The organism is Burkholderia contaminans (assembly GCF_029633825.1).
Taxonomy (GTDB): Bacteria; Pseudomonadota; Gammaproteobacteria; order Burkholderiales; family Burkholderiaceae; genus Burkholderia; species Burkholderia contaminans.
Map to the genome: position 1 here is coordinate 1,257,582 of NZ_CP090642.1, position 19,020 is coordinate 1,276,601.

Consider the following 19,020-nt stretch of genomic DNA (forward strand, 5'->3'; position numbering starts at 1 on the left):
GTTCTTCGACACATCGATGTTACCGATAACATTCCGTGGCAAAAAAAACGCCGACGAGGCAGCGGGGAGCAATCGGCACACTGATACCGGTAACGAATCGGAAGGTAGCACGCGTCAACAGGCGCGTACAAGGGCCGTCGAACGCGTGGTTTCCCTAGTGCGCGCATCGCCTCGACGGGGCGGCGCGGCACGCATGAACGCGGATGCGGCACCGGTATGATGTAGCCTTTCCAGCTTCCGTCCGATCGCGATTCCGATGCCCAGTCCCACCGCCGTCCGGCCTGCCGGGCCGCCCCGCATGTCCGACGTAGCCCGCCTCGCCGGCGTATCGAAGATGACGGTGTCGCGCGTGCTCGCCGGCCACAGCGTGGCCGCCGAGACGCGCGCGCGGGTCTGCGCGGCGATCGACCAGCTCGGCTACGTGGCGGACGCGGCCGCGGGCGCGCTGTCGTCGGGGCGTTCGGAATTCGTCGCGGTGCTGGTGCCGTCGCTGTCGAGCTCCAACTTCTCCGACACCGTGCGCGGCCTGACCGACGCGCTCGAACCCGAAGGTCTCCAGCTGCTGCTCGGCGACACCGACTACGATCTCGAACGCGAGGAACGGCTCGTGCGCTCGATGTTGCGGCACCAGCCGCGCTGCATCGCGCTGACGGGGGCGCAGCACACCGATGCGACACGCAAGGTGCTCGAACGCTCGGCGATTCCGGTGGTCGAGATGTGGGACCTGCCCACGCATCCGATCGACACCGCCGTCGGCTTCTCGAACGTGCGCGCCGCCCGGGCGATGGTGCGCCACCTGGCCGAGCGCGGCTACCGGCGCATCGGTTTCCTGGGCGGCGCGAGCGAGCTGGATCGGCGCGGCCTCGACCGGCTCAAGGGATACCAGGCGGAGATCAAGGCGCAGAAGCTTGGTGAGCCGCGCATCGTGCGGCTGGGCGAATCGCCGATCACGATGGGCCATGGCGGGCCCGCGATGGCCGCGCTGCTCGAACAATGGCCGGATACCGATGCGGTGATGTGCGTGAGCGACATGTCCGCGTTCGGCGCGATCATGGAATGCCACCGGCGCGGGCTGTCCGTGCCCGCGGACATGGCCGTGGCCGGATTCGGGAATTTCGAAGTGGCCGCATGCTGCCACCCGGCCATCACGACCGTGTCGGTCGACGCGTACGGCATCGGGCGACGCACGGGCGAAGCGTTGCTGGCCGCGCTGCAGGCGCGCGACGGCGGCGAGCGCACCGAGCCGCGAAGCATCCGCATCGACTATACGATCGTCGCGCGCGAAAGCGCGTGATGCGCTGACGGTCGCGGCGGAGCGGCGCATCGGCGGGCCGCGATGCACGCAACGACGCCCCGTCCCCTGCCCTCGCGCCGCCCGTCTCGCACGACACACCCTTCCTCCGCACAAAAAACCCGTGCTAACATCCAGACGATGTTACCGGTAACTATCCGGTGCGCCAGAACGAAAAGCCCCTTCGGAGACAGCCCGCCATGTCACACACGCCTCGCCGCCTGCGCAGCCAGGAATGGTTCGACGATCCCGCGCATGCCGACATGACCGCGCTCTATGTCGAGCGCTTCATGAACTACGGGCTGACGCGCGAGGAGTTGCAGTCGGGCCGCCCCGTGATCGGCATTGCGCAGACGGGCAGCGACCTCGCGCCGTGCAACCGCCACCACATCGAACTGGCCGAGCGCACGAAGGCGGGCATCCGCGATGCGGGCGGCATTCCGATGGAATTCCCCGTGCATCCGCTGGCCGAGCAAAGCCGCCGGCCGACCGCCGCGCTCGACCGCAACCTCGCGTACCTCGGGCTGGTGGAAGTGCTGCACGGCTTTCCGCTGGACGGCGTGGTGCTCACCACCGGCTGCGACAAGACCACGCCCGCCTGCCTGATGGCAGCCGCGACCGTCGACATGCCGGCGATCGTGCTGTCGGGCGGGCCGATGCTCGACGGCTGGCACGACGGCAAGCGCGTCGGCTCGGGCACGGTGATCTGGCATGCGCGCAACCTGCTCGCCGCCGGCGAGATCGACTACGAAGGCTTCATGCAGCTGACCACGGCTTCGTCGCCGTCGATCGGCCATTGCAACACCATGGGCACCGCGCTGTCGATGAACAGCCTGGCCGAGGCGCTCGGCATGTCGTTGCCGGGCTGCGCGAGCATCCCCGCCGCGTACCGCGAGCGCGGCCAGATGGCGTACGCCACCGGCAAGCGCGCGGTCGAGCTGGTGCGCGAAAACGTGCGCCCGTCGGCGATCATGACGCGCGCGGCGTTCGAGAATGCGATCGTCGTCGCGTCCGCGCTCGGCGCATCGACCAACTGCCCGCCGCACCTGATCGCGATCGCGCGCCACATGGGCGTCGAACTGGGCCTGGACGACTGGCAGCGCCTCGGCGAGGCCGTGCCGCTGCTCGTCAACTGCATGCCGGCCGGCGAGTACCTCGGCGAGAGCTTCCACCGCGCCGGCGGCGTGCCCGCGGTACTGCGCCAGCTCGATGCGGCCGGCCTGCTGCGGCGCGACTGCGCGACCGTGTCCGGCCGCGCGATCGGCGAGATCGCCGACACCGCGCCCGACGCCGACCACGACGTGATCCGCACGCCCGACGCACCGCTCAAGCATGGCGCGGGCTTCATGGTGCTGTCGGGCAACTTCTTCGACAGCGCGATCATGAAGATGTCGGTGGTCGGTGAAGCGTTCCGCCGGACCTATCTGGCCGAGCCGGGCGCGGAGAACACGTTCGAGGCGCGCGCGATCGTGTTCGAAGGCCCCGAGGACTACCACGCGCGCATCAACGATCCCGCGCTGAACATCGACGAGCGCTGCATCCTCGTGATTCGCGGCTGCGGCACGGTCGGCTACCCGGGCAGCGCGGAAGTCGTCAACATGGCGCCGCCGGCCGAACTCGTGAAGCGCGGTGTGACCTCGCTGCCCTGCATGGGCGACGGCCGCCAGAGCGGTACGTCGGCCAGCCCGTCGATCCTGAACGTGTCGCCCGAGGCGGCGGTCGGCGGCGGCCTGGCGCTGCTGCGCACGAACGACCGCATTCGCGTGGACCTGAATCGCCGCAGCGTCGACGTGCTCGTGGACGAGGATGAACTCGCGCGCCGTCGCGAGACGGCGAGCTTCACGGTGCCGCAGGCGCAGACGCCGTGGCAGGCACTCTATCGCCAGTTCGTCGGCCAGTTGTCCACCGGCGGCTGCCTCGAGCCCGCCACGCTGTACCTGAAGGTGATCGAACAACGCGGCAACCCGCGCCATTCGCACTGACCCTCCCTGCCCACGACCCTTGCCGAGCTGACCATGCGTACTCTTTCCGTTTCCGACTGCCTGCCGCACGACCTGGCGCAAGCGCTGCTGATCGGCCGTGTGTGGCGGCACGACGGCGCCCATGCGGGCCCGAGCGTCGTTGCCGTGCGCGACGGCGAAGTGATCGACATCACGCGCACCGTACCGACCACCGCAGACCTGTTCGACCGCCCCGACGCGGCCGCCATCGCCCGCACGGCGCCCGGCGAATCGCTGGGCCGCGTCGAGCCGCTGCTGCAGGCGGCGCTCGACGGCACGCGCGGCGCGACCCACCTGCTCGCACCGTGCGACGTGCAGGCCGTCAAGGCATGCGGCGTCACCTTCGCCGTCAGCCTGATCGAGCGCGTGATCGAGGAACAGGCCGGCGGCGACCCCGTGAAGGCAGCGGACGTGCGCGCGACCATCGCGGCCACCATCGGCACCGATCTGTCGAAGATCGTGCCGGGCTCGGACGCCGCGATGCGGCTGAAGGCGGAACTCGAGCGCCGCGGCGCGTGGTCGCAATACATGGAAGTCGGCATCGGCCCCGATGCCGAGGTGTTCTCGAAGGCGCAGCCGATGTCGGCGGTGGGCTTCGGCGCGGACGTGGGGCTGCTGCCGGTTTCGGTATGGAACAACCCCGAGCCGGAGATCGTCCTCGCGGTTTCCAGCGACGGCAGGCCGGTGGGCGCGACGCTCGGCAACGACGTGAACCTGCGCGACATCGAAGGCCGCTCGGCGCTGCTGCTCGGCAAGTGCAAGGACAACAACGGCTCGTGCGCGATCGGCCCGTTCGTGCGGCTGTTCGATGGGGGCTTCACGCTGGACAGCGTGCGCGAGGCCAGCGTGTCGCTGCACGTCGAAGGCGCGGACGACGGCTTCGTCCTCGACGGCATCAGCCACATGCGCGAGATCAGCCGCGACCCGGCCGACCTCGTCGCGCAGACCTGCGGCGCGCATCACCAGTATCCGGACGGCTTCATGCTGTTCCTCGGCACGATGTTTTCGCCGATCCAGGATCGCGACGCGCCCGGCGGCGGATTCACGCATCACCTCGGCGACCGCGTCACGATCTCCACGCCCGCGCTCGGCGCACTCGTCAACACCGTGCGGCTGTGCACCGAGATCGCGCCTTGGACCTTCGGCGTGCGCGCGCTGTATGCCAATCTGGCCGCACGCGGCCTGCTTGCGCCGTAAGGCCCGCAGGCTCGACGCCCCCCATCGACATCGACGCGCGGCGGATCGACGGCCAGGCCGCACGCTCACGCACGCGGTTGCGATCGAGGGTGGCGCGAATGCGTGCCGCGCCGATGCGGCCGCCCGGCGAAATCATGCAAAATACGCCCCATCTGAGATGGGGAGACGCGCCCGTGGGGATCAACTTCGACTTGAACGACTTGCAGGCGTTTCGCGCGGTCGTGGAAACGGGCAGTTTCCGCAAGGCCGCGGAATCGGTCAGCATTTCCCAGCCCGCGTTGAGTCGCCGGATCGACAAGCTCGAGGAAGCGCTCGGCGTGCGCCTGTTCGAGCGCACCACGCGTCGCGTCGCGCTCACCACGGTCGGCCGCGTGTTCGCCCAGAGCGCCGAACAGCTGCTCGACGATCTCGATGCGGCGCTGCTCGGCATTCGCGACGTGTCGTCGAGCCGCCTGGGCCATGTGACCATCGCGTGCGTGCCCTCGGTCGCCTACTACTTTCTGCCGGCCATCATCGCGCGCTATCATCAGCGCTTTCCGCGCATCCGGGTCAAGCTGCTGGACGCGAGCGCGAACGAGGTGCTGGGCGCCGTCATCAGCGGCGAAGCCGATTTCGGCGTGAGCTTCATGGGCAGCCAGGAATCCGACATCGAGTTCAAGATGTTGCTCCAGGAGCGGTTCGTCGCTGCCTGCCGCCGCGACCATCCGCTCGCGCGCAAGAAGCGCGTTACCTGGAACGAACTGTACGAGCACGATTACGTGTCGGTGGACAAGACTTCCGGGAACCGCCTGTTGCTCGACCAGGCGCTGGCCGCCGTGGCGCCGCGGGGGCCGAGCGTATGCGAAGCGCGCCACGTGACGACCCTGCTCGGCTTGATCGAGGCGGGGCTCGGCGTCGCCGCGGTGCCGTCGATGGCGATGCCCGGGCACGACCACCCGATTCTCACGAGCGTGCCGCTCGTCGAGCCGGTCGTCAAACGCCGCGTGGGCATCGTCAAGCGGCGCGGACGGCCGCTCACGCCGGCCGCCGAAGCATTTCACCGGATGATCGTCGACGCGAAGCGCGACGGCATCGCGAACAGCGATGCATCGGTGTGACAACGACACAAGAGACACGAAGGAAGACCGTTCCGTGAGGTTGGCCAGGCTGCTCAAATCGCTCTACGTGCAGGTCCTGCTCGCGATGCTGCTCGGCGTGACCGTCGGTCATGTATGGCCGGACGCAGGCGCGATGTTCAAACCGCTCAGCGACGCGTTCGTCGGCCTCGTGAGGATGACCATCGCGCCGATCGTGTTCTGCACGATCGTCTCGGGCATCACGTCGCTGGCGAACGGGCAGGCAATCGGCCGCACGATCGTGCGGGCGCTCGCGCTCTTCTATCTGCTCACCGCCGTCGCGCTCGCCATCGGGCTCATCACCGCGTTCGTGTTGCAACCGGGCGCCGGCATGCACATCGACGTCCACCATCTCGATTCGCGCATCCTCGCGCCGTACGTGAGGGACGCGCAACCGAACGGGCTCGTCGCGTTCGGGCTGAGCGTGATCCCCGATACGATGCTCGGCGCGTTCGAGAAAGGCGAGGTGTTGCCGGTGCTGCTGCTGTCGCTGTTGTTCGGCTTCTCGCTGAACGCACACCCGCGGGCCGGGCGGCCCGTTCTTGCACTGATCGACGGCGTCGCCCAGGTCGTCTTTCGCGTGCTCGCGATGATCATGCGGCTCGCGCCGCTCGGCGCATTCGGCGCGATGGCCTTCACGGTGGGCCGCTTCGGAATCGGCTCGATCGGCTCGCTCGCGAAGCTGATGCTGTCCTTCTACGTGGCCTGCGGGCTGTTCGTCGCACTGGTGCTCGCCCCGCTCGCGCGGCTGCACGGCTTCGCGCTGTGGCGGCTCTTGCGCTACCTGCGCGAAGAGTTGCTCATCGTCCTCGCGACGTCCTCTTCGGAGCCCGTTCTGCCACGCCTGATCGTCAAGCTGGAATCGCTCGGGTGCGACAAGGGCGTCGTGGGGCTCGTGCTGCCGGCGGGTTATTCGTTCAATCTGGACGGTACCGCGATCTATCTGACGCTCGCCGCGTTGTTCATCGCGCAGGCGTGCGACGTGCCCCTTTCCGCGTCGCAGATCGCCGTGATGCTCGCCATCATGCTGCTCACGTCCAAGGGCGCGGCCGGCGTTTCCGGAAGCGGGCTGGTTGCGCTGGTCGCCACGCTCGTCGTCATGCCCGACCTGCCCGTCGCCGGTGTCGCACTGCTGGTCGGCATCGATCGCTTCATGTCCGAGGCACGCGCGCTGACGAGCGTGATCAGCAACGCATGCGCGGTGATCTTCGTGTCGATGTGGGAAGGCGCATGCGATCGCACGCGTCTTGCGCAGCGGCTCGCTGCAGGAGGGCCGGGATCCCCGAGCGGGGTCGATGCGGACCGTGCCGCCGCGGATGCCGGCGGCGACGGTGGCGGCGACGGGAAGGCGGTATGACGCCAACCTTCCCGTCGATCAGGCTCAGTGAGCGGGAACGGAATCCAGCCCGGTCGATTTCACGTCGGCCTGCACGTCGGGCGACGCGAGATAGTCGAGCAGCGCCTTCGCTTCCGCCGGATGCTGCGCGCCGACGGGGATGCCGGCCGCGAAGCGCGTGACCGACTGCAGCGATTCCGGAATCTTGCCGACGAACGTCGCGCCCTTGACCGGCAGCAGCTCGCTCACCTGCTGGAAGCCGATTTCGTAGTCGCCGTTCGCGACGACCGATGCCACCGGAATCCGCGGAATCATCTTCGCCTTCGACTTCACCTGGTCCTCGATGCCGAGCTTCCTGAACAGCTCGCGTTCGATATACACGCCGCTCGCGCTGTCCGAGTAGGCGATCGACTTCGCGTGCAGCAGCGCCTGCTTGAGACCTTCGGGGGAACCGACGTCGGGTTTCGCCGAGCCGTCGCGAACGACCACGCCGATGCGCGAATCGGCCAGCTCGACGCGCGATCCGGGGATGACCTTGCCCTGCTTGATCAGGTCGTCCAGCGCATAGCCGACCATGATGACGGCGTCGGCGGGCTCGCCGCGCGCGAGCCGGTTCGGAATCGCTTCGGGCGACTTGCCCATCGACGGGCCGAGCGCGGTAGCGAGCGTGTTACCCGTGTTGGACGCGAACCGGGGGCCGAGCAGCTTGTAGGCGGCGGTGAAGCCGCCCGAGCTCATCACGTGCAGTTCGGCGGCCTGCACGTTGGCAGCCACTGCCGTGGCAAGAACGAGCGCGGCCGCGCAAAATTTCGGGAGCAGGTTTCTCATGATCGTGGTCGTGGTCGTGAGGATTCGTAGGTGTTGGCAGGCATTCCGGATGGACCGGGCTTCAATGCGCGGGCGTCAGCGTCGCCGTGCGGCGACGATAGAGTGCGAACGTCGCAAGCAGCGCGCACACGGCGGCAAAGCTCATCCAGTAGCCCGGTGCGGCCTTGTCGCCCGTCGCGTGAATGAGCGCGGTCGAGATCGCGGGCGTGAAACCCCCGAACACGGCGGTCGCGAGGCTGTACGCGAGCGAGAACCCTGCGACGCGCACCTGCACCGGCATCACCTCCGTGAGCGCGACGACCATTGCCCCGTTGTAGATCCCGTACATGAACGAGAGCCACAGGAGGACGAGCAGCATGTTGACGAACGACGGCGCGTGAGCAAGCAACGACAGCGCCGGGTAAGCCGTCACGACGGTGAGCACCGTCATGCCGACCAGCAGCGGCCGGCGGCCGATCCGGTCGGACAGCGCGCCGCCGATCGGCAGCCACACGAAGTTCGACACGCCGACGCAAAGCGTCACGAGCAGGCTGTCGGCGGTGCTCAGGTGCAGCACCGTCTTGCCGAAGGTCGGCGCGTAGACCGTGATCAAGTAGAAGCTCGTGGTGGTCATCGCGACCAGCATCATGCCGGCCACCACGACGCCCCAGTTCTGCACCAGCGTACCGAACACTTCCTTCATGCCCGGGCGATGCTTGCGCGCCTTGAACTCCTGGGTTTCCTCCAGGTTACGGCGCAGCATGAAGATGAACGGCACGATCATGCAGCCGACGAAGAACGGCACGCGCCATCCCCATGCGGCGATGGCCGACGCGCTCAGCCATTGGTTGAGCGCAAAGCCGAGGCCCGCGGCAACGACGATCGCGACCTGCTGGCTGGCGGACTGCCAGCTCGTGAAGAAGCCCTTGCGGCCGGGCGTGGCCAGCTCGGCGAGATAGACCGATACGCCGCCCAGTTCCGCGCCGGCGGAGAAGCCCTGCAGCAGCCGCCCGAGCAGCACGAGCGCGGGCGCCAGCAGGCCGATCGTCGCGTAGCCCGGCACGAACGCGATCAGGATGGTGCCGCTCGCCATGATGGACAGCGTGACGATCAGGCCCTTGCGGCGGCCGACGTCGTCGATATACGCGCCCAGCACGATGGCGCCCAGCGGCCGCATCAGGAAGCCGGCGCCGAACACGGCGAAGGTCATCATCAGCGATGCGAACTCGCTTTGCGCGGGAAAGAAAACGTTGGCGATTTGCGTGGCGTAGAAGCCGAACAGGAAGAAGTCGAACTGCTCGAGAAAATTCCCGGCGGTGACGCGGAAAACTGCAGCGGCCTTCGAACGTTCGTTCGGAAGGCTGGACGAGGGGTGCATCGGGGTGTCTCCTGAAAATCCGGAAATACGCGGGAGGGGTGGATCGATTGTCGTTTTCCGGCATGTTCGCTCGTCGCCCGGCAAACGATAAGTGCAATTTTTGGAAGGATTGATGTTGGTGTGTTATCAATCGACCTGCCGGCGGCGCGTGTCGCCGCACCGCGTTCCGCGCGCGGCGAACGCCCGATGCAAGATTTCGCAGGACCAGCCAGGCGGGCTCGCACACGTTTGCGCCCCCGCGCGCGATCGCTCGCGCCCGCGGGCGGCCCTGCGGGCCTCGATTTTCTGTTAACCGTGCCGTTAACCCAGGTTTGACCCGCGCCGGCCCCACTGCCGCCGGCATCCCCTACGAGCACGAGCATGGCCGCAACCACCTCGATCGAGAAAATTGCCGACTGGGCCGGACGCAACCATCTTGTCGTCGGGGCATTGGGCACGTTGATGTCGCTGGCGGCGCTCGGGATCAGCGCGGCAACGCTGTGGGTCGGGCGCAGCGAAGTGATCGACCACGCGCACGAGACGTCGCGCAACGTCGCCGCCGTCCTGGTGAGCCAGATCGCGCGCACCGTCGAAACGTCGAACAACGCGCTGGTCGCACTCGCGTCCGATCTCGGCAAGCCCGCGGTGCGACGCATGGATGCCGGGCTGCGGCATGATCTGCTGTTCGAGCGCACGGCCGCGCAATACGTGACCGGGATGGGCGTGACCGACCGGCACGGCCAGTTGATCGACGGATGCTGCGGCACGACCCATCGTTGGGATTTCAGCGATCGCGACTACTTCAAGGTCCATCGCGATGCCGACAACGTCGGCCTCTACGTGTCCGAGGCGTATCGCGCACGCTCGCGCGGCGGCAAGGAATCGATCGCGCTGTCGCGGCGCATCGAGCGACCGGATCATACGTTCAACGGCATCGCGGTGGTCGCCCTCGACATCGCCTATTTCGAGCAGCTCCTGTCCGGTCTCGATGTCGGGCCGAACGGGGTCAGCGCGATCCTGCGCGAGGACGGCTCGATCCTCGCGAGAAATCCGTCGTTGAACGACAACCAGATGAACCACCTGCGTCGCTCGAAAGCCTTCGACCGGATGGTGCACAGCGAATCGGGCTTCTACCCCGCTCGTTCGGTCATCGACGGCACCATGCGGCTGTACACGTACCAGCGGGTGCCGGGCACGCCGCTGATCGCCGTCGTCGCGCCGGCCGAGCGCGACGTGCTGGCGAGCATCACGCGCCTGTCGTGGACGGTCGGCGTGTCCGCCACCGTGATCAGCGCACTCTTCTGCACGGTGGTCTGGCTGCTCGCGTTTGCGCTGCGCGACAACCTGCGCAAGCAGACGCTGCTCATGGACCTCACCCGGACCGATCCGCTGACGGGCCTGTGCAACCGCCGCGCGCTCGATATCGCGCTGGGCGACGAATGGGAACGGCTGCAGCGGGGCAGCAACGGCAGCCTGTCGATCCTGTTCATCGATGCCGACCACTTCAAGCAGTACAACGACCGGCACGGCCATGCGGTGGGCGACACGGCACTGCGCTTTCTCGCCGAATGCATCCGCGCCCACACGCGGCGGCGCGGCGATCTCGCCGCGCGCTACGGCGGCGAGGAGTTCGTCGCGGTGCTGCCGGATACGGACGAAAGCGGCGCCGCGCAGGTGGCGGAGGCGATTCGCCGCGAAGTCGAGCGCAACCGGCTCGACGGGTTTGCGGAAACCGTTCCGGCCTTCACCGTCAGCATCGGCTGCGCGACCGGCCATCGCGCGCGCCCGCCGTCCGTGCATGCGCTGTCGCATCAGGCGGACATGGCGCTTTATCGTGCGAAGCGCGAAGGCCGGAACCGGGTGTGTTGCGCGGAAACGGAGCAACTCGCTCGCCTGGCTTGACCGGTCACGCAGCGGGCCAGCATTTTTTTTCGGTCGCGGAGCATACGCAAACGATTGCCTCGAAAACGGTCCCCAATTGTTCATGTACCAATCAGATAATAAGGAAAACTACTCGATGTCAACGAAACTGGACCTCCCACATGAATGATCGACAATTGACGGTTCGCACGAAGCTGACCCTGGCTTTCAGTCTCCTGACGTGCATGGTTCTGCTCGTCTCCATTCTCGGCATCGTATCGCTCGGCAATGCGAACGCGGCATTCGAGAACTATGTCAACGGCATCAACGCCCGCGCGACCCTGGCGGACAAGATTCTCGCCGCGGTCGACCGCCGTGCGATCGCCGCCCGCAACCAGGTCCTGGCGACCGCGCCCCGCGATGCGGACATCGAGAAGGAAGCAGCACTGCGGGCCGATCGCGAAGTCGGCGCGCTGCTGGGCGAACTGACGAATGCAGTCCGCGAGGGCAGCGGCGCGACCGACAAGGCCCGCGAACTGGTGCGGCAAATCGGGGCGGTCGAGGCGCAATACGGCCCCGTGGCGCGCGCCATCGTCGAAGCGGCGGCAAACAACCGTCGCGATCAGGCGATCACGATGATCAACGAACAGTGCCGACCGCTGCTGGCCCAGCTCGTCGCGGCCACCGATGCGTATGCGACGTTCTCGCGTACGATGGCCGCCCAACTGGTGAAGGAATCGGACGACCGTTATACGTCGCGGCGACTGATGCTGATCGCGATCAGCATCGCCGCCGCCGCGGCGGCCGCGATCTCGGGCCTCTTCATCACCCGCGGCCTGCTGCGCGCGTTGGGCACGGAGCCTGCCGTGCTCAGCGAGATCGCCGGCCATATCGCCGCCGGCAACCTCGGCGTCGAATCCACGACCGGCGCCGCGCCGGCCGGCAGCGTCCTCGCTTCGATGCGCGACATGCAGGCGAACCTGATCCGCCTGATCTCGGAGGTCCGTACCGCATCGAGCAACGTCGCGACGGGCGCCGGCGAAATCGCGTCGGGCAACCAGGACCTGTCGTCCCGCACGGAACAGCAGGCCGCCTCGTTGCAGGAAACCGCGTCGAGCATGGAGCAACTGACCTCCACCGTGCGCCTGAACGCCGACAACGCGCAGCAGGCGAGCGGGCTGGCCAACAACGCATCGGAAGTCGCCCAGCGCGGCAGCACGGCGGTCGGCCTGATGGTCGACACGATGACGGACATCAGCGCCAGCTCCGCCAAAATCGCCGAGATCACCGCGATCATCGAAGGGATTGCCTTCCAGACCAACATCCTCGCGCTCAACGCGGCCGTGGAGGCCGCCCGCGCCGGCGAACAGGGCCGCGGCTTTGCCGTGGTGGCCAGCGAAGTCCGGAGTCTCGCGCAGCGCTCGTCGAGCGCCGCGAAGGAAATTCGCGAGCTGATCTCGCAATCGGTCCGGAAAGTCCAGGACGGCTCGCATATCGCGAACAACGCGGGCGAGACGATGAACCAGGTCACGCATGCGATTGCGCGCGTGACGGACATCATGGGCGAGATCGCTGCCGCGTCGAACGAGCAGAGCCGCGGCATCGAGCAGGTGAATCTGGCCATTACGCAAATGGACGAAGTCACCCAGCAGAACGCGGCGCTCGTCGAACAGGCAGCCGCCGCATCGAAGTCGCTCGAGGAACAGGGAGGCCGGCTTGCCGAGGCGGTATCGCTGTTCCGGCTCGACACGCGGGCGGCCGGCGCATAGCCTCCCGCCGCACGCCCTCGATGGACGCATCGAATCCAGTGCCCGACATGCTCAGCATCCGGAATTAACCAGATAGTGGGAATTCGCGCGCATTGAATCCGATGCGAAACAAATTCGTAACGGCCGCGTAACGATCGCTCACCACAATCCTCCATCTTCTACCATCAGGATGGAGTCTTGCATGTTTGCGTCACGAAGCCGTTTCCCGCTGCACGTTGCAGCCTTGTCGAGTGCGATCGTGCTGGCTGCCTGCGGCGGCGGCGATGACGTCGTGTCGACCGGCACGATCGCCGCGGCCGTTCCCGCGCCGCCCGCCGACCCCGGCTTCGTCGACAGCGCACCGATCCCGAGCGCGCCCGCTTTCGTCGACAACGTCGCGACCAACCAGCGCGGCGATGCGCGCTACGCGACGCTGTCGACCAACGCCGCGGTGCGCGTGTTGAGCCGCTTCCTCGATCTCTGGCAGCCGGCAACGATGCTGGTCGACGCGGGCGTGAGCGCGCCAGCGAACGGCGCATTCCCGGCCATCTCGCCGTCCACCTGCTCCGGGCTGCCGAACAGCGGCGTGTCGTGCGGCACGATCCTGAACGATGCGGTGCTGTCGGCCAACGTGCAGTACGTGATCAACGCGACGACCGCACGCACGCCGCAGCAGGCCGATGCCGCGTACTACGACGACCGGCGCGGCAAGGGTTACAGCGTGACCGACGGCATGGGCCCGCTCACCGCCGCATGGCGCACCGCGGCCCAGCAGACGACCAGCATCACCAGCGTGCCCGCCGATGCGACCACCGTGCTGTACAACGATTCCGGCAACAACGTCGGCGTCGGCAGCAGCAGCGGCAACGCCAGCTTCGGGAAGGTCGTCGACCTGCTCAACGAAATGGGCAATAACGCGTCGACCGAGCCGTCGAAGCGCTTCTTCAAATATGCGCGCCCGTACCGCTGGAGCACGAGCGTGGTGGTCGCGCCGACGCTCGTGCCGGCCGAAAGCACGACGCCCGCGACCGACGGCGGTTTCATCAGCGGCCACACGGCCGAGGCCGTGCGCGATGCGACGACGATGGCGTGGCTCGTGCCGGAGCGCTTCCAGGAAATGATCAGCCGCGGCCTCGAGCTCGGCGAGAACCGGATTCTCGCCGGCATGCATTCGCCGCTCGACGTGATCGGCGGGCGCATGCTCGCGCTGGCCGTCAGCGCGGCGAACCTGACCGCGTATGCGAGCGACGCGCAGGCCGCGTACACCCAAGCCCATCAGACGCTGCAGCAACTGACGGGAACGAGCGCCACGACGTTCTCCGCATTCGCCCACTCGGGCACGACGGCCACCGACCGGTTCGCCGACTACTCGACGAACCAGGCCGCGTTCCTGCGCCGCATGACGTTCGGCTTCGGCGCGATCGAATCGACGAACGCACCGCCGGTCGTGCCGAAGGGCGCGGAGATCCTGCTGCAGACGCGCTTCCCGTACCTGAGCGCCGACCAGCGGCGCGTCGTGCTGAAGACGACCGAACTGCCGTCCGGCTATCCGGTCATGGACGACGCGGAAGGCTGGGGCCGCCTGAACCTGTTCGCGGCGGCCGACGGCTACGGCGCGTTCAACGGCAACGTGATCGTGTCGATGGATGCGTCGCAGGGCGGGCTCAATGCAGCCGACCTGTGGCGCAACGACGTCGCGGGCGCCGGCAAGCTGACGCTGCAAGGCAACGGCACGCTGACGCTGGCGGGCAACAACAGCTACACGGGCGGCACGCAGGTGAGCGGCGGCACGCTCGCGGCCGCGTCGGCGACGGCGTTCGGCAAGGGCGACGTGTACGTCGGCTCGGGCGGCGGCGTGCAGATCGCGGCCAATGCACCGGTAACGATCGCGACCCGCTATACGCAGCTCGACAACACGACGCTCGAACTCGACATCGACGGCAACGGCGGTGGACGCCTGCGCGTGGGCGGCACGCTCACCGTCACGGGCGGCACGCTGCACGTGAAATTCGTGAACGGCTACACGCCGAAGGCCGGCGACACCATCGCACTGATCGACGGCGCGGCGGCTGCCGCGAAGTTCTCGACGGTGACGGTCGACGGGTTCAAGGCAACGCCCGTTTATACCGCGACGGGCGTGTCGATCACGCTGTCGGCGGCGTAACCGGCAGCGAAGAGCGTTCCTGCAACGGCGCCGCCCGCGGGCGGCTTCGGCTTCGGGTTGGGCTACGCGAAGCGACCGGACGCTGCCATGCCGGCGCCGTCCGGGCAAGACCGCGTGCCGAAGCGCCGTTGCAGCTCGATGATCGTGGGCAGGTTGAAATCGTGGACGTCGGGCGCAGCGCCGCCCTGCCGCCGGCTGACCTCGACACAGAGTTCCAGCGCACGCGCGCGCGTCTCGGCGAGCAGGCGCAGCGCCTCGCCGAGCAAGCCCTTCTCCAGTTCCGACAGCGAGTCGTCACGACCGGTTGCGCCGATCATCGGCTCGCTCATGCTGGTTTCCATCGCGGGTTCTCCTTCGCTGTCCGATTGCGCACGCGGACGCACACCGCCTTTCCCGTCACATGACCGCGCCGCGCAGCCACGGCACGAATTCGCGTTCGCCGATGCCGTTGTCCTCGCTGCGCGATCGTCGCCCGGACGCGACGTCGAGCATCAGCCGGAACAGCCGCTCGCCCGCTTCGCCGACCGAGAGCGAACCGGCGACGATCCCGCCGCTGTCGAAATCCATATCCGATTGCATCCGCTCGAACAGGCCGGTCGTCGTCGCGATCTTGATCGTCGGCACCGGCTTCGAGCCGAACACCGAACCGCGGCCCGTCGTGAAGCACACGAGATTCGCGCCGCCGGCGATCTGCCCGGTGGCCGACACCGGGTCGTAACCCGGCGTATCCATGAACACGAGTCCGGCTTGCCGCACCGGCTCCGCATAGTCGTAGACCGCGCGCAGCGGCGAGCGGCCGCCCTTCGACACGGCACCGAGCGACTTCTCGAGAATCGTCGTGATGCCGCCGGCGAGATTGCCGGGCGACGGGTTGTTGTTCATTTCGCCGCCGTTGTCGGCGACGTAGCGCTCCCACCACTGCAACCGGCCGAGCAAGCGCTCGGCCACGTCGCGCGACGCCGCCCGCGCGATCAGCAGATGCTCGGCGCCGTAGATCTCGGGCGTCTCGGACAGAATCGCGGTGCCGCCGTTGCGGACCAGCAAGTCGACGGCCGCGCCGAGCGCCGGGTTCGCGGTGATGCCCGAGTAGCCGTCCGACCCGCCGCATTGCAGGCCGACCGTCAGCCGCGACGCCGGCACGGCGCTGCGACGCGCGCCGTCGGCCGCCTCCACCAACTCGCGCACGATCGACACGCCTTTGGCCACGGTGTCGCGCACGCCGCCCTCGTCCTGGATCACCAGCGTGCGCACGGTGCCCGGCGCTGCCGCGTCGAGCCGTTGCGCGAGCGCGCCGACCTGGTTGACCTCGCAGCCGAGGCCGACGAGCAGCACGCCGGCGAAATTCGGGTTCCGTGCATAGCCGACGAGCGTGCGCCGCAGCAGCTCGATGCCGTCGCCGGTCGCCGACATGCCGCAGCCGCTCTGATGGGTGATCGCGACGACGCCGTCGACGTGACCGAACGCGTCGAGCGCGCCGTGCCGGTATGCATCGGCGATCGCATGACAGACGCTCGCCGAACAGTTGACGCTCGCGATCACGCCGACGAAGTTGCGGGTCCCCACGCTGCCGTCGGGCCGCACGAAGCCGTCGAAGGTATCGCGGCGATCCGTCTCGACCTCATACGCGTCGCCAACCGGCCCGTCGTCGTTCGCATGCCGGTCGGGCATCCCGACGTTGTGCACGTGCACGTGCTCGCCCGCGGCGATGTCGCGCAGCGCGACGCCGATCGGCTGCCCGCATTTGACGATCGCGTCGCCGCGCGCGATCGGCGCGGTGGCGACCTTGTGGCCGGCCGGTATCGCGTCCGCCGGCCGCAGCGGTGCGCCGTGCACGTCGATCGGCACGTCGGGCGCCAGCGCGTCGAGTGCGACGGCGACGTTGTCGTTGCCGTGAAGGATCACGATTGCCGGTTGCTTCACGATGCCTCTCTCCCTGTCGTTGCGATGCCTGCCGCCGCAGCGCGGGCCGCCGGTTCATGGCGGGCGACGAGCTGCCGCAACCGCGGTTGTCCGGCCGGCAGCGCCAGCGAATCGGCGAGCGCGAGCAGCGGCTCGATCCGCCGCGCGACCTTCTCGCGATGGTTGACCGCGATATCGGCGATGCGATGCGCGAGAAACGGATTGAGCAAGCGCTCGCGCACGCTGTCGACGTAGCGTTCGGCCGTTTCGCGCAAGCCCAGCGCCACGAACACCGGCGCGACTTCATCGCGCCACACGGCCTCGAGACCGTCGCGCAGCCGCGCGTCGTTCATCGCGTCCAGCACCGTTTCCGATGCGTCGCGCCCGCCCGCGAGCCACTGCTCCGCGAGCCAGCTGTGCCCGAGATTGAGGAAGAACAGCTTCAGGCGCTCGTGGCTGCGCAAATCGTCGGTGACGACGATCTGCGCGTGCCCGCACGGCAGCGTCATGCCGGCACGTCGTTCGATCGCCCATAGCGCGTAAGGCTCCGCGATCGCGCCGACCGGATGAAGCGGCTCCGACACGATGCGATCGACGAGCGAGTTGACCCACACGCAGCGGTTGCCCAGATAGTCGGCGAAAGCGTCGGGCAGCTGCCACCGGCGCGCGAGGCCCAGCACGATGTCGCGCAGCGTGTCGCCGTTGTTCGTCACCAGTTCGCAAGGCAGGATGGAAACGCCGTCATCGGGCCGCACCTGCCAGCGCGCATGCAGCAGCGCGAGCAGCTTCGCCGGAAAACCATGCGGTGCGTGCTCCGGCTGGGCCAGCAGGTTTGCGGCGTCGCGCGGATCGGCGCGATAGCCTGCGTCGCCGGTGTTCGACACGATCACGCGCACCGTCTCGATCGCGGCGCCGCGTATTTCCGCCCAGTCGCGCTCGGCGTCCCACGCGCGCTGCACGGCGCGGCACTCGACGACTTCGTCGACCACGCCGCCGCGCTCGCGCCCGCGAATCCGCACCGGATAGCGGCCGGTGGCGCGCAGCGCGTCGATGCGGGCGCGGCTGGCCGGATTGCCGGTCGTCTGCACGATGCCGATGCCGCCGATCGCGTTGCCTTCGTCCAGCGCCTGGGAGACGAACAGGTCGACGTGCGCGAGCAGGAAGCGGCTCGTGCCGAACTGCAGGATCGGCGGCGTCATCGCGTGCGCTCCGCGTGGCGGATTCGATAGATCAGCATTCGACGAGCGCCTTCACGACGGTCTGCCCGGCATCCAGCAGACGCGGCAGCGCGTCCGGCACCTCATCGAGCCGCATCCGGTGCGTGTTCAGCGCGCGGTCCGGAATGCGCCCCGCGCGCATCGCGTCGAGCACCGTCGCGAAATCCTCGGCCGTCGCATTGCGGCTCGCGAGCAGCGTGGTTTCCCGCTTGTGGAACTCGGGATCCGAAAACGCGACGTGCCCGCGCACGATCGAGATCAACGTGTATTTGCCGCCGTGCGCGACGAATTCGAAACCGCGATTCATCGCATCGAGGTTGCCGGTCGCGTCGAACACCGCATCGAAATACTCGCCGTTCGTCAACGACGCGAGACGCTCCGCGTCGCCTTCCCCCACCTCCACCGCCGCATCGACCGCCAGATGCTGGCGGCAGAACGCCAGCCGGTCGGCCCGCGTGTCGAGGCACGTGACGTCGGCGCCGCGCAGCTTCGCGAAGATCATCGCGGCCATGCCGATCGGCCCGGCGCCGACGACCAGCGCGCGCTGCCCGGCGCGGATGTCCGCGCGCCGCACCGCATGCGCGCCGATCGCGAGAAATTCGAGCATCGCCGCCTGGTCGAGCGAAATGCCGTCGGCCTTGTGCACGAACTGCGCGGGCACGCTCAGGTATTCGGCGAGTGCGCCGTCGCGATGCACGCCGAGCACCTTGATGTTCACGCAGCAGTTCGTGTTGCCGTGACGGCAGGCGACGCAGTGCCCGCACGACAGATACGGCATCACGTACACCGCGTCGCCGGCGCCGAGCCCCGACTCGGCTTCCGCCTCGACGACGACCGCCGACAGCTCGTGGCCCATCACGCGCGGATAGTCGAGGTACGGCTGGTTGCCGGTGAAGATGTGCAGATCGGTGCCGCAGATGCCGACCCGTTGCACGCGCAACAGCACTTCGCCGCTGCCGCGCACGGGCAGCTCGCGATGCTGCACGCGCAGCACGCCGGGGGATTCGCAAATCACGCTGAGCATGTCGG

At 68.1% G+C, this 19,020-nt stretch carries 14 protein-coding genes; 8 read left to right on the forward strand and 6 right to left on the reverse strand.

Annotated elements, in window-relative coordinates; genetic code table 11:
- The first annotated feature begins 256 nt into the window (after nt 1-256).
- The 5 genes from LXE91_RS37760 (at nt 257) to dctA (ending at nt 6,960) form a co-directional block, all read left to right on the forward strand.
- Nucleotides 257-1,294: a LacI family DNA-binding transcriptional regulator gene (locus tag LXE91_RS37760; protein WP_172625612.1), complete on the forward strand. Its 1,038-nt coding sequence runs from the start codon at nt 257-259 to the stop codon at nt 1,292-1,294.
- Between the two features lie 197 nt (nt 1,295-1,491).
- Nucleotides 1,492-3,273: an IlvD/Edd family dehydratase gene (locus tag LXE91_RS37765; RefSeq protein ID WP_039356108.1), complete on the forward strand. Its 1,782-nt coding sequence runs from the start codon at nt 1,492-1,494 to the stop codon at nt 3,271-3,273.
- A 33-nt stretch (nt 3,274-3,306) separates the two neighbouring features.
- Entirely contained in the window at nt 3,307-4,488 is a 1,182-nt protein-coding gene (locus LXE91_RS37770; RefSeq protein WP_039356105.1) for a fumarylacetoacetate hydrolase family protein, read from the forward strand.
- A 173-nt stretch (nt 4,489-4,661) separates the two neighbouring features.
- Nucleotides 4,662-5,585, forward strand: a complete 924-nt coding sequence (locus LXE91_RS37775) for a LysR family transcriptional regulator (protein WP_039356228.1) — start codon at nt 4,662-4,664, stop codon at nt 5,583-5,585.
- A gap of 34 nt (nt 5,586-5,619) precedes the next feature.
- Nucleotides 5,620-6,960: a C4-dicarboxylate transporter DctA gene (dctA, locus tag LXE91_RS37780; RefSeq protein ID WP_039356103.1), complete on the forward strand. Its 1,341-nt coding sequence runs from the start codon at nt 5,620-5,622 to the stop codon at nt 6,958-6,960.
- A gap of 24 nt (nt 6,961-6,984) precedes the next feature.
- Here the strand turns inward: dctA and LXE91_RS37785 are convergent, their stop codons facing one another.
- Together LXE91_RS37785 and tcuC are read right to left on the reverse strand one after the other, a co-directional pair.
- A complete protein-coding gene (locus tag LXE91_RS37785; protein ID WP_039356100.1) occupies nt 6,985-7,767 on the reverse strand; it encodes a substrate-binding domain-containing protein in 783 nt (260 codons plus the stop codon).
- Between the two features lie 61 nt (nt 7,768-7,828).
- Nucleotides 7,829-9,124, reverse strand: coding sequence for an MFS transporter (gene tcuC, locus LXE91_RS37790; RefSeq protein WP_039356098.1), 1,296 nt, complete (start codon nt 9,122-9,124; stop codon nt 7,829-7,831).
- Nucleotides 9,125-9,484: 360 nt separating this feature from the next.
- Between tcuC and LXE91_RS37795 the strand changes: the two genes are divergently transcribed.
- The 3 genes from LXE91_RS37795 (at nt 9,485) to LXE91_RS37805 (ending at nt 14,875) form a co-directional block, all read left to right on the forward strand.
- Complete coding sequence (locus tag LXE91_RS37795; protein WP_039356095.1) at nt 9,485-11,005, forward strand: GGDEF domain-containing protein; 1,521 nt, start codon at nt 9,485-9,487, stop codon at nt 11,003-11,005.
- A gap of 140 nt (nt 11,006-11,145) precedes the next feature.
- Nucleotides 11,146-12,732: a methyl-accepting chemotaxis protein gene (locus LXE91_RS37800; protein WP_039356092.1), complete on the forward strand. Its 1,587-nt coding sequence runs from the start codon at nt 11,146-11,148 to the stop codon at nt 12,730-12,732.
- A gap of 181 nt (nt 12,733-12,913) precedes the next feature.
- Nucleotides 12,914-14,875, forward strand: coding sequence for a phosphatase PAP2 family protein (locus LXE91_RS37805; protein WP_039356090.1), 1,962 nt, complete (start codon nt 12,914-12,916; stop codon nt 14,873-14,875).
- A 62-nt stretch (nt 14,876-14,937) separates the two neighbouring features.
- On the opposite strand, the gene LXE91_RS37810 is transcribed toward LXE91_RS37805, so the two are convergent.
- The 4 genes from LXE91_RS37810 to LXE91_RS37825 are packed head-to-tail and all read right to left on the reverse strand — an operon-like array spanning nt 14,938 to nt 19,015.
- Nucleotides 14,938-15,216, reverse strand: coding sequence for a hypothetical protein (locus LXE91_RS37810; RefSeq protein ID WP_039356087.1), 279 nt, complete (start codon nt 15,214-15,216; stop codon nt 14,938-14,940).
- A gap of 55 nt (nt 15,217-15,271) precedes the next feature.
- Nucleotides 15,272-16,795 (reverse strand): UxaA family hydrolase, encoded by a 1,524-nt coding sequence (locus LXE91_RS37815; RefSeq protein ID WP_039356085.1) that lies wholly within the window; start codon nt 16,793-16,795, stop codon nt 15,272-15,274.
- On the reverse strand, nt 16,792-17,973 hold the full coding sequence (locus LXE91_RS37820; RefSeq protein WP_039356082.1) for a mannitol dehydrogenase family protein: 1,182 nt from the start codon (nt 17,971-17,973) through the stop codon (nt 16,792-16,794). The genes LXE91_RS37815 and LXE91_RS37820 overlap by 4 nt, the downstream gene beginning before the upstream one ends.
- Nucleotides 17,974-18,004: 31 nt before the next feature.
- Complete coding sequence (locus LXE91_RS37825) at nt 18,005-19,015, reverse strand: zinc-binding alcohol dehydrogenase family protein (protein ID WP_039356079.1); 1,011 nt, start codon at nt 19,013-19,015, stop codon at nt 18,005-18,007.
- Between the last annotated feature and the right edge of the window lie 5 nt (nt 19,016-19,020).

Excerpts from the sequence above, each read along its gene's own strand:
- LXE91_RS37820 (WP_039356082.1), bottom strand. The coding sequence starts at position 17,973 with ATGACGCCGCCGATCCTGCAGTTCGGCACGAGCCGCTTCCTGCTCGCG.
- tcuC (WP_039356098.1), bottom strand. The coding sequence starts at position 9,124 with ATGCACCCCTCGTCCAGCCTTCCGAACGAACGTTCGAAGGCCGCTGCA.
- LXE91_RS37765 (WP_039356108.1), top strand. The coding sequence starts at position 1,492 with ATGTCACACACGCCTCGCCGCCTGCGCAGCCAGGAATGGTTCGACGAT.
- LXE91_RS37825 (WP_039356079.1), bottom strand. The coding sequence starts at position 19,015 with ATGCTCAGCGTGATTTGCGAATCCCCCGGCGTGCTGCGCGTGCAGCAT.
- LXE91_RS37785 (WP_039356100.1), bottom strand. The coding sequence starts at position 7,767 with ATGAGAAACCTGCTCCCGAAATTTTGCGCGGCCGCGCTCGTTCTTGCC.
- LXE91_RS37770 (WP_039356105.1), top strand. The coding sequence starts at position 3,307 with ATGCGTACTCTTTCCGTTTCCGACTGCCTGCCGCACGACCTGGCGCAA.
- LXE91_RS37800 (WP_039356092.1), top strand. The coding sequence starts at position 11,146 with ATGAATGATCGACAATTGACGGTTCGCACGAAGCTGACCCTGGCTTTC.
- LXE91_RS37760 (WP_172625612.1), top strand. The coding sequence starts at position 257 with ATGCCCAGTCCCACCGCCGTCCGGCCTGCCGGGCCGCCCCGCATGTCC.
- LXE91_RS37805 (WP_039356090.1), top strand. The coding sequence starts at position 12,914 with ATGTTTGCGTCACGAAGCCGTTTCCCGCTGCACGTTGCAGCCTTGTCG.
- LXE91_RS37810 (WP_039356087.1), bottom strand. The coding sequence starts at position 15,216 with ATGGAAACCAGCATGAGCGAGCCGATGATCGGCGCAACCGGTCGTGAC.
- LXE91_RS37795 (WP_039356095.1), top strand. The coding sequence starts at position 9,485 with ATGGCCGCAACCACCTCGATCGAGAAAATTGCCGACTGGGCCGGACGC.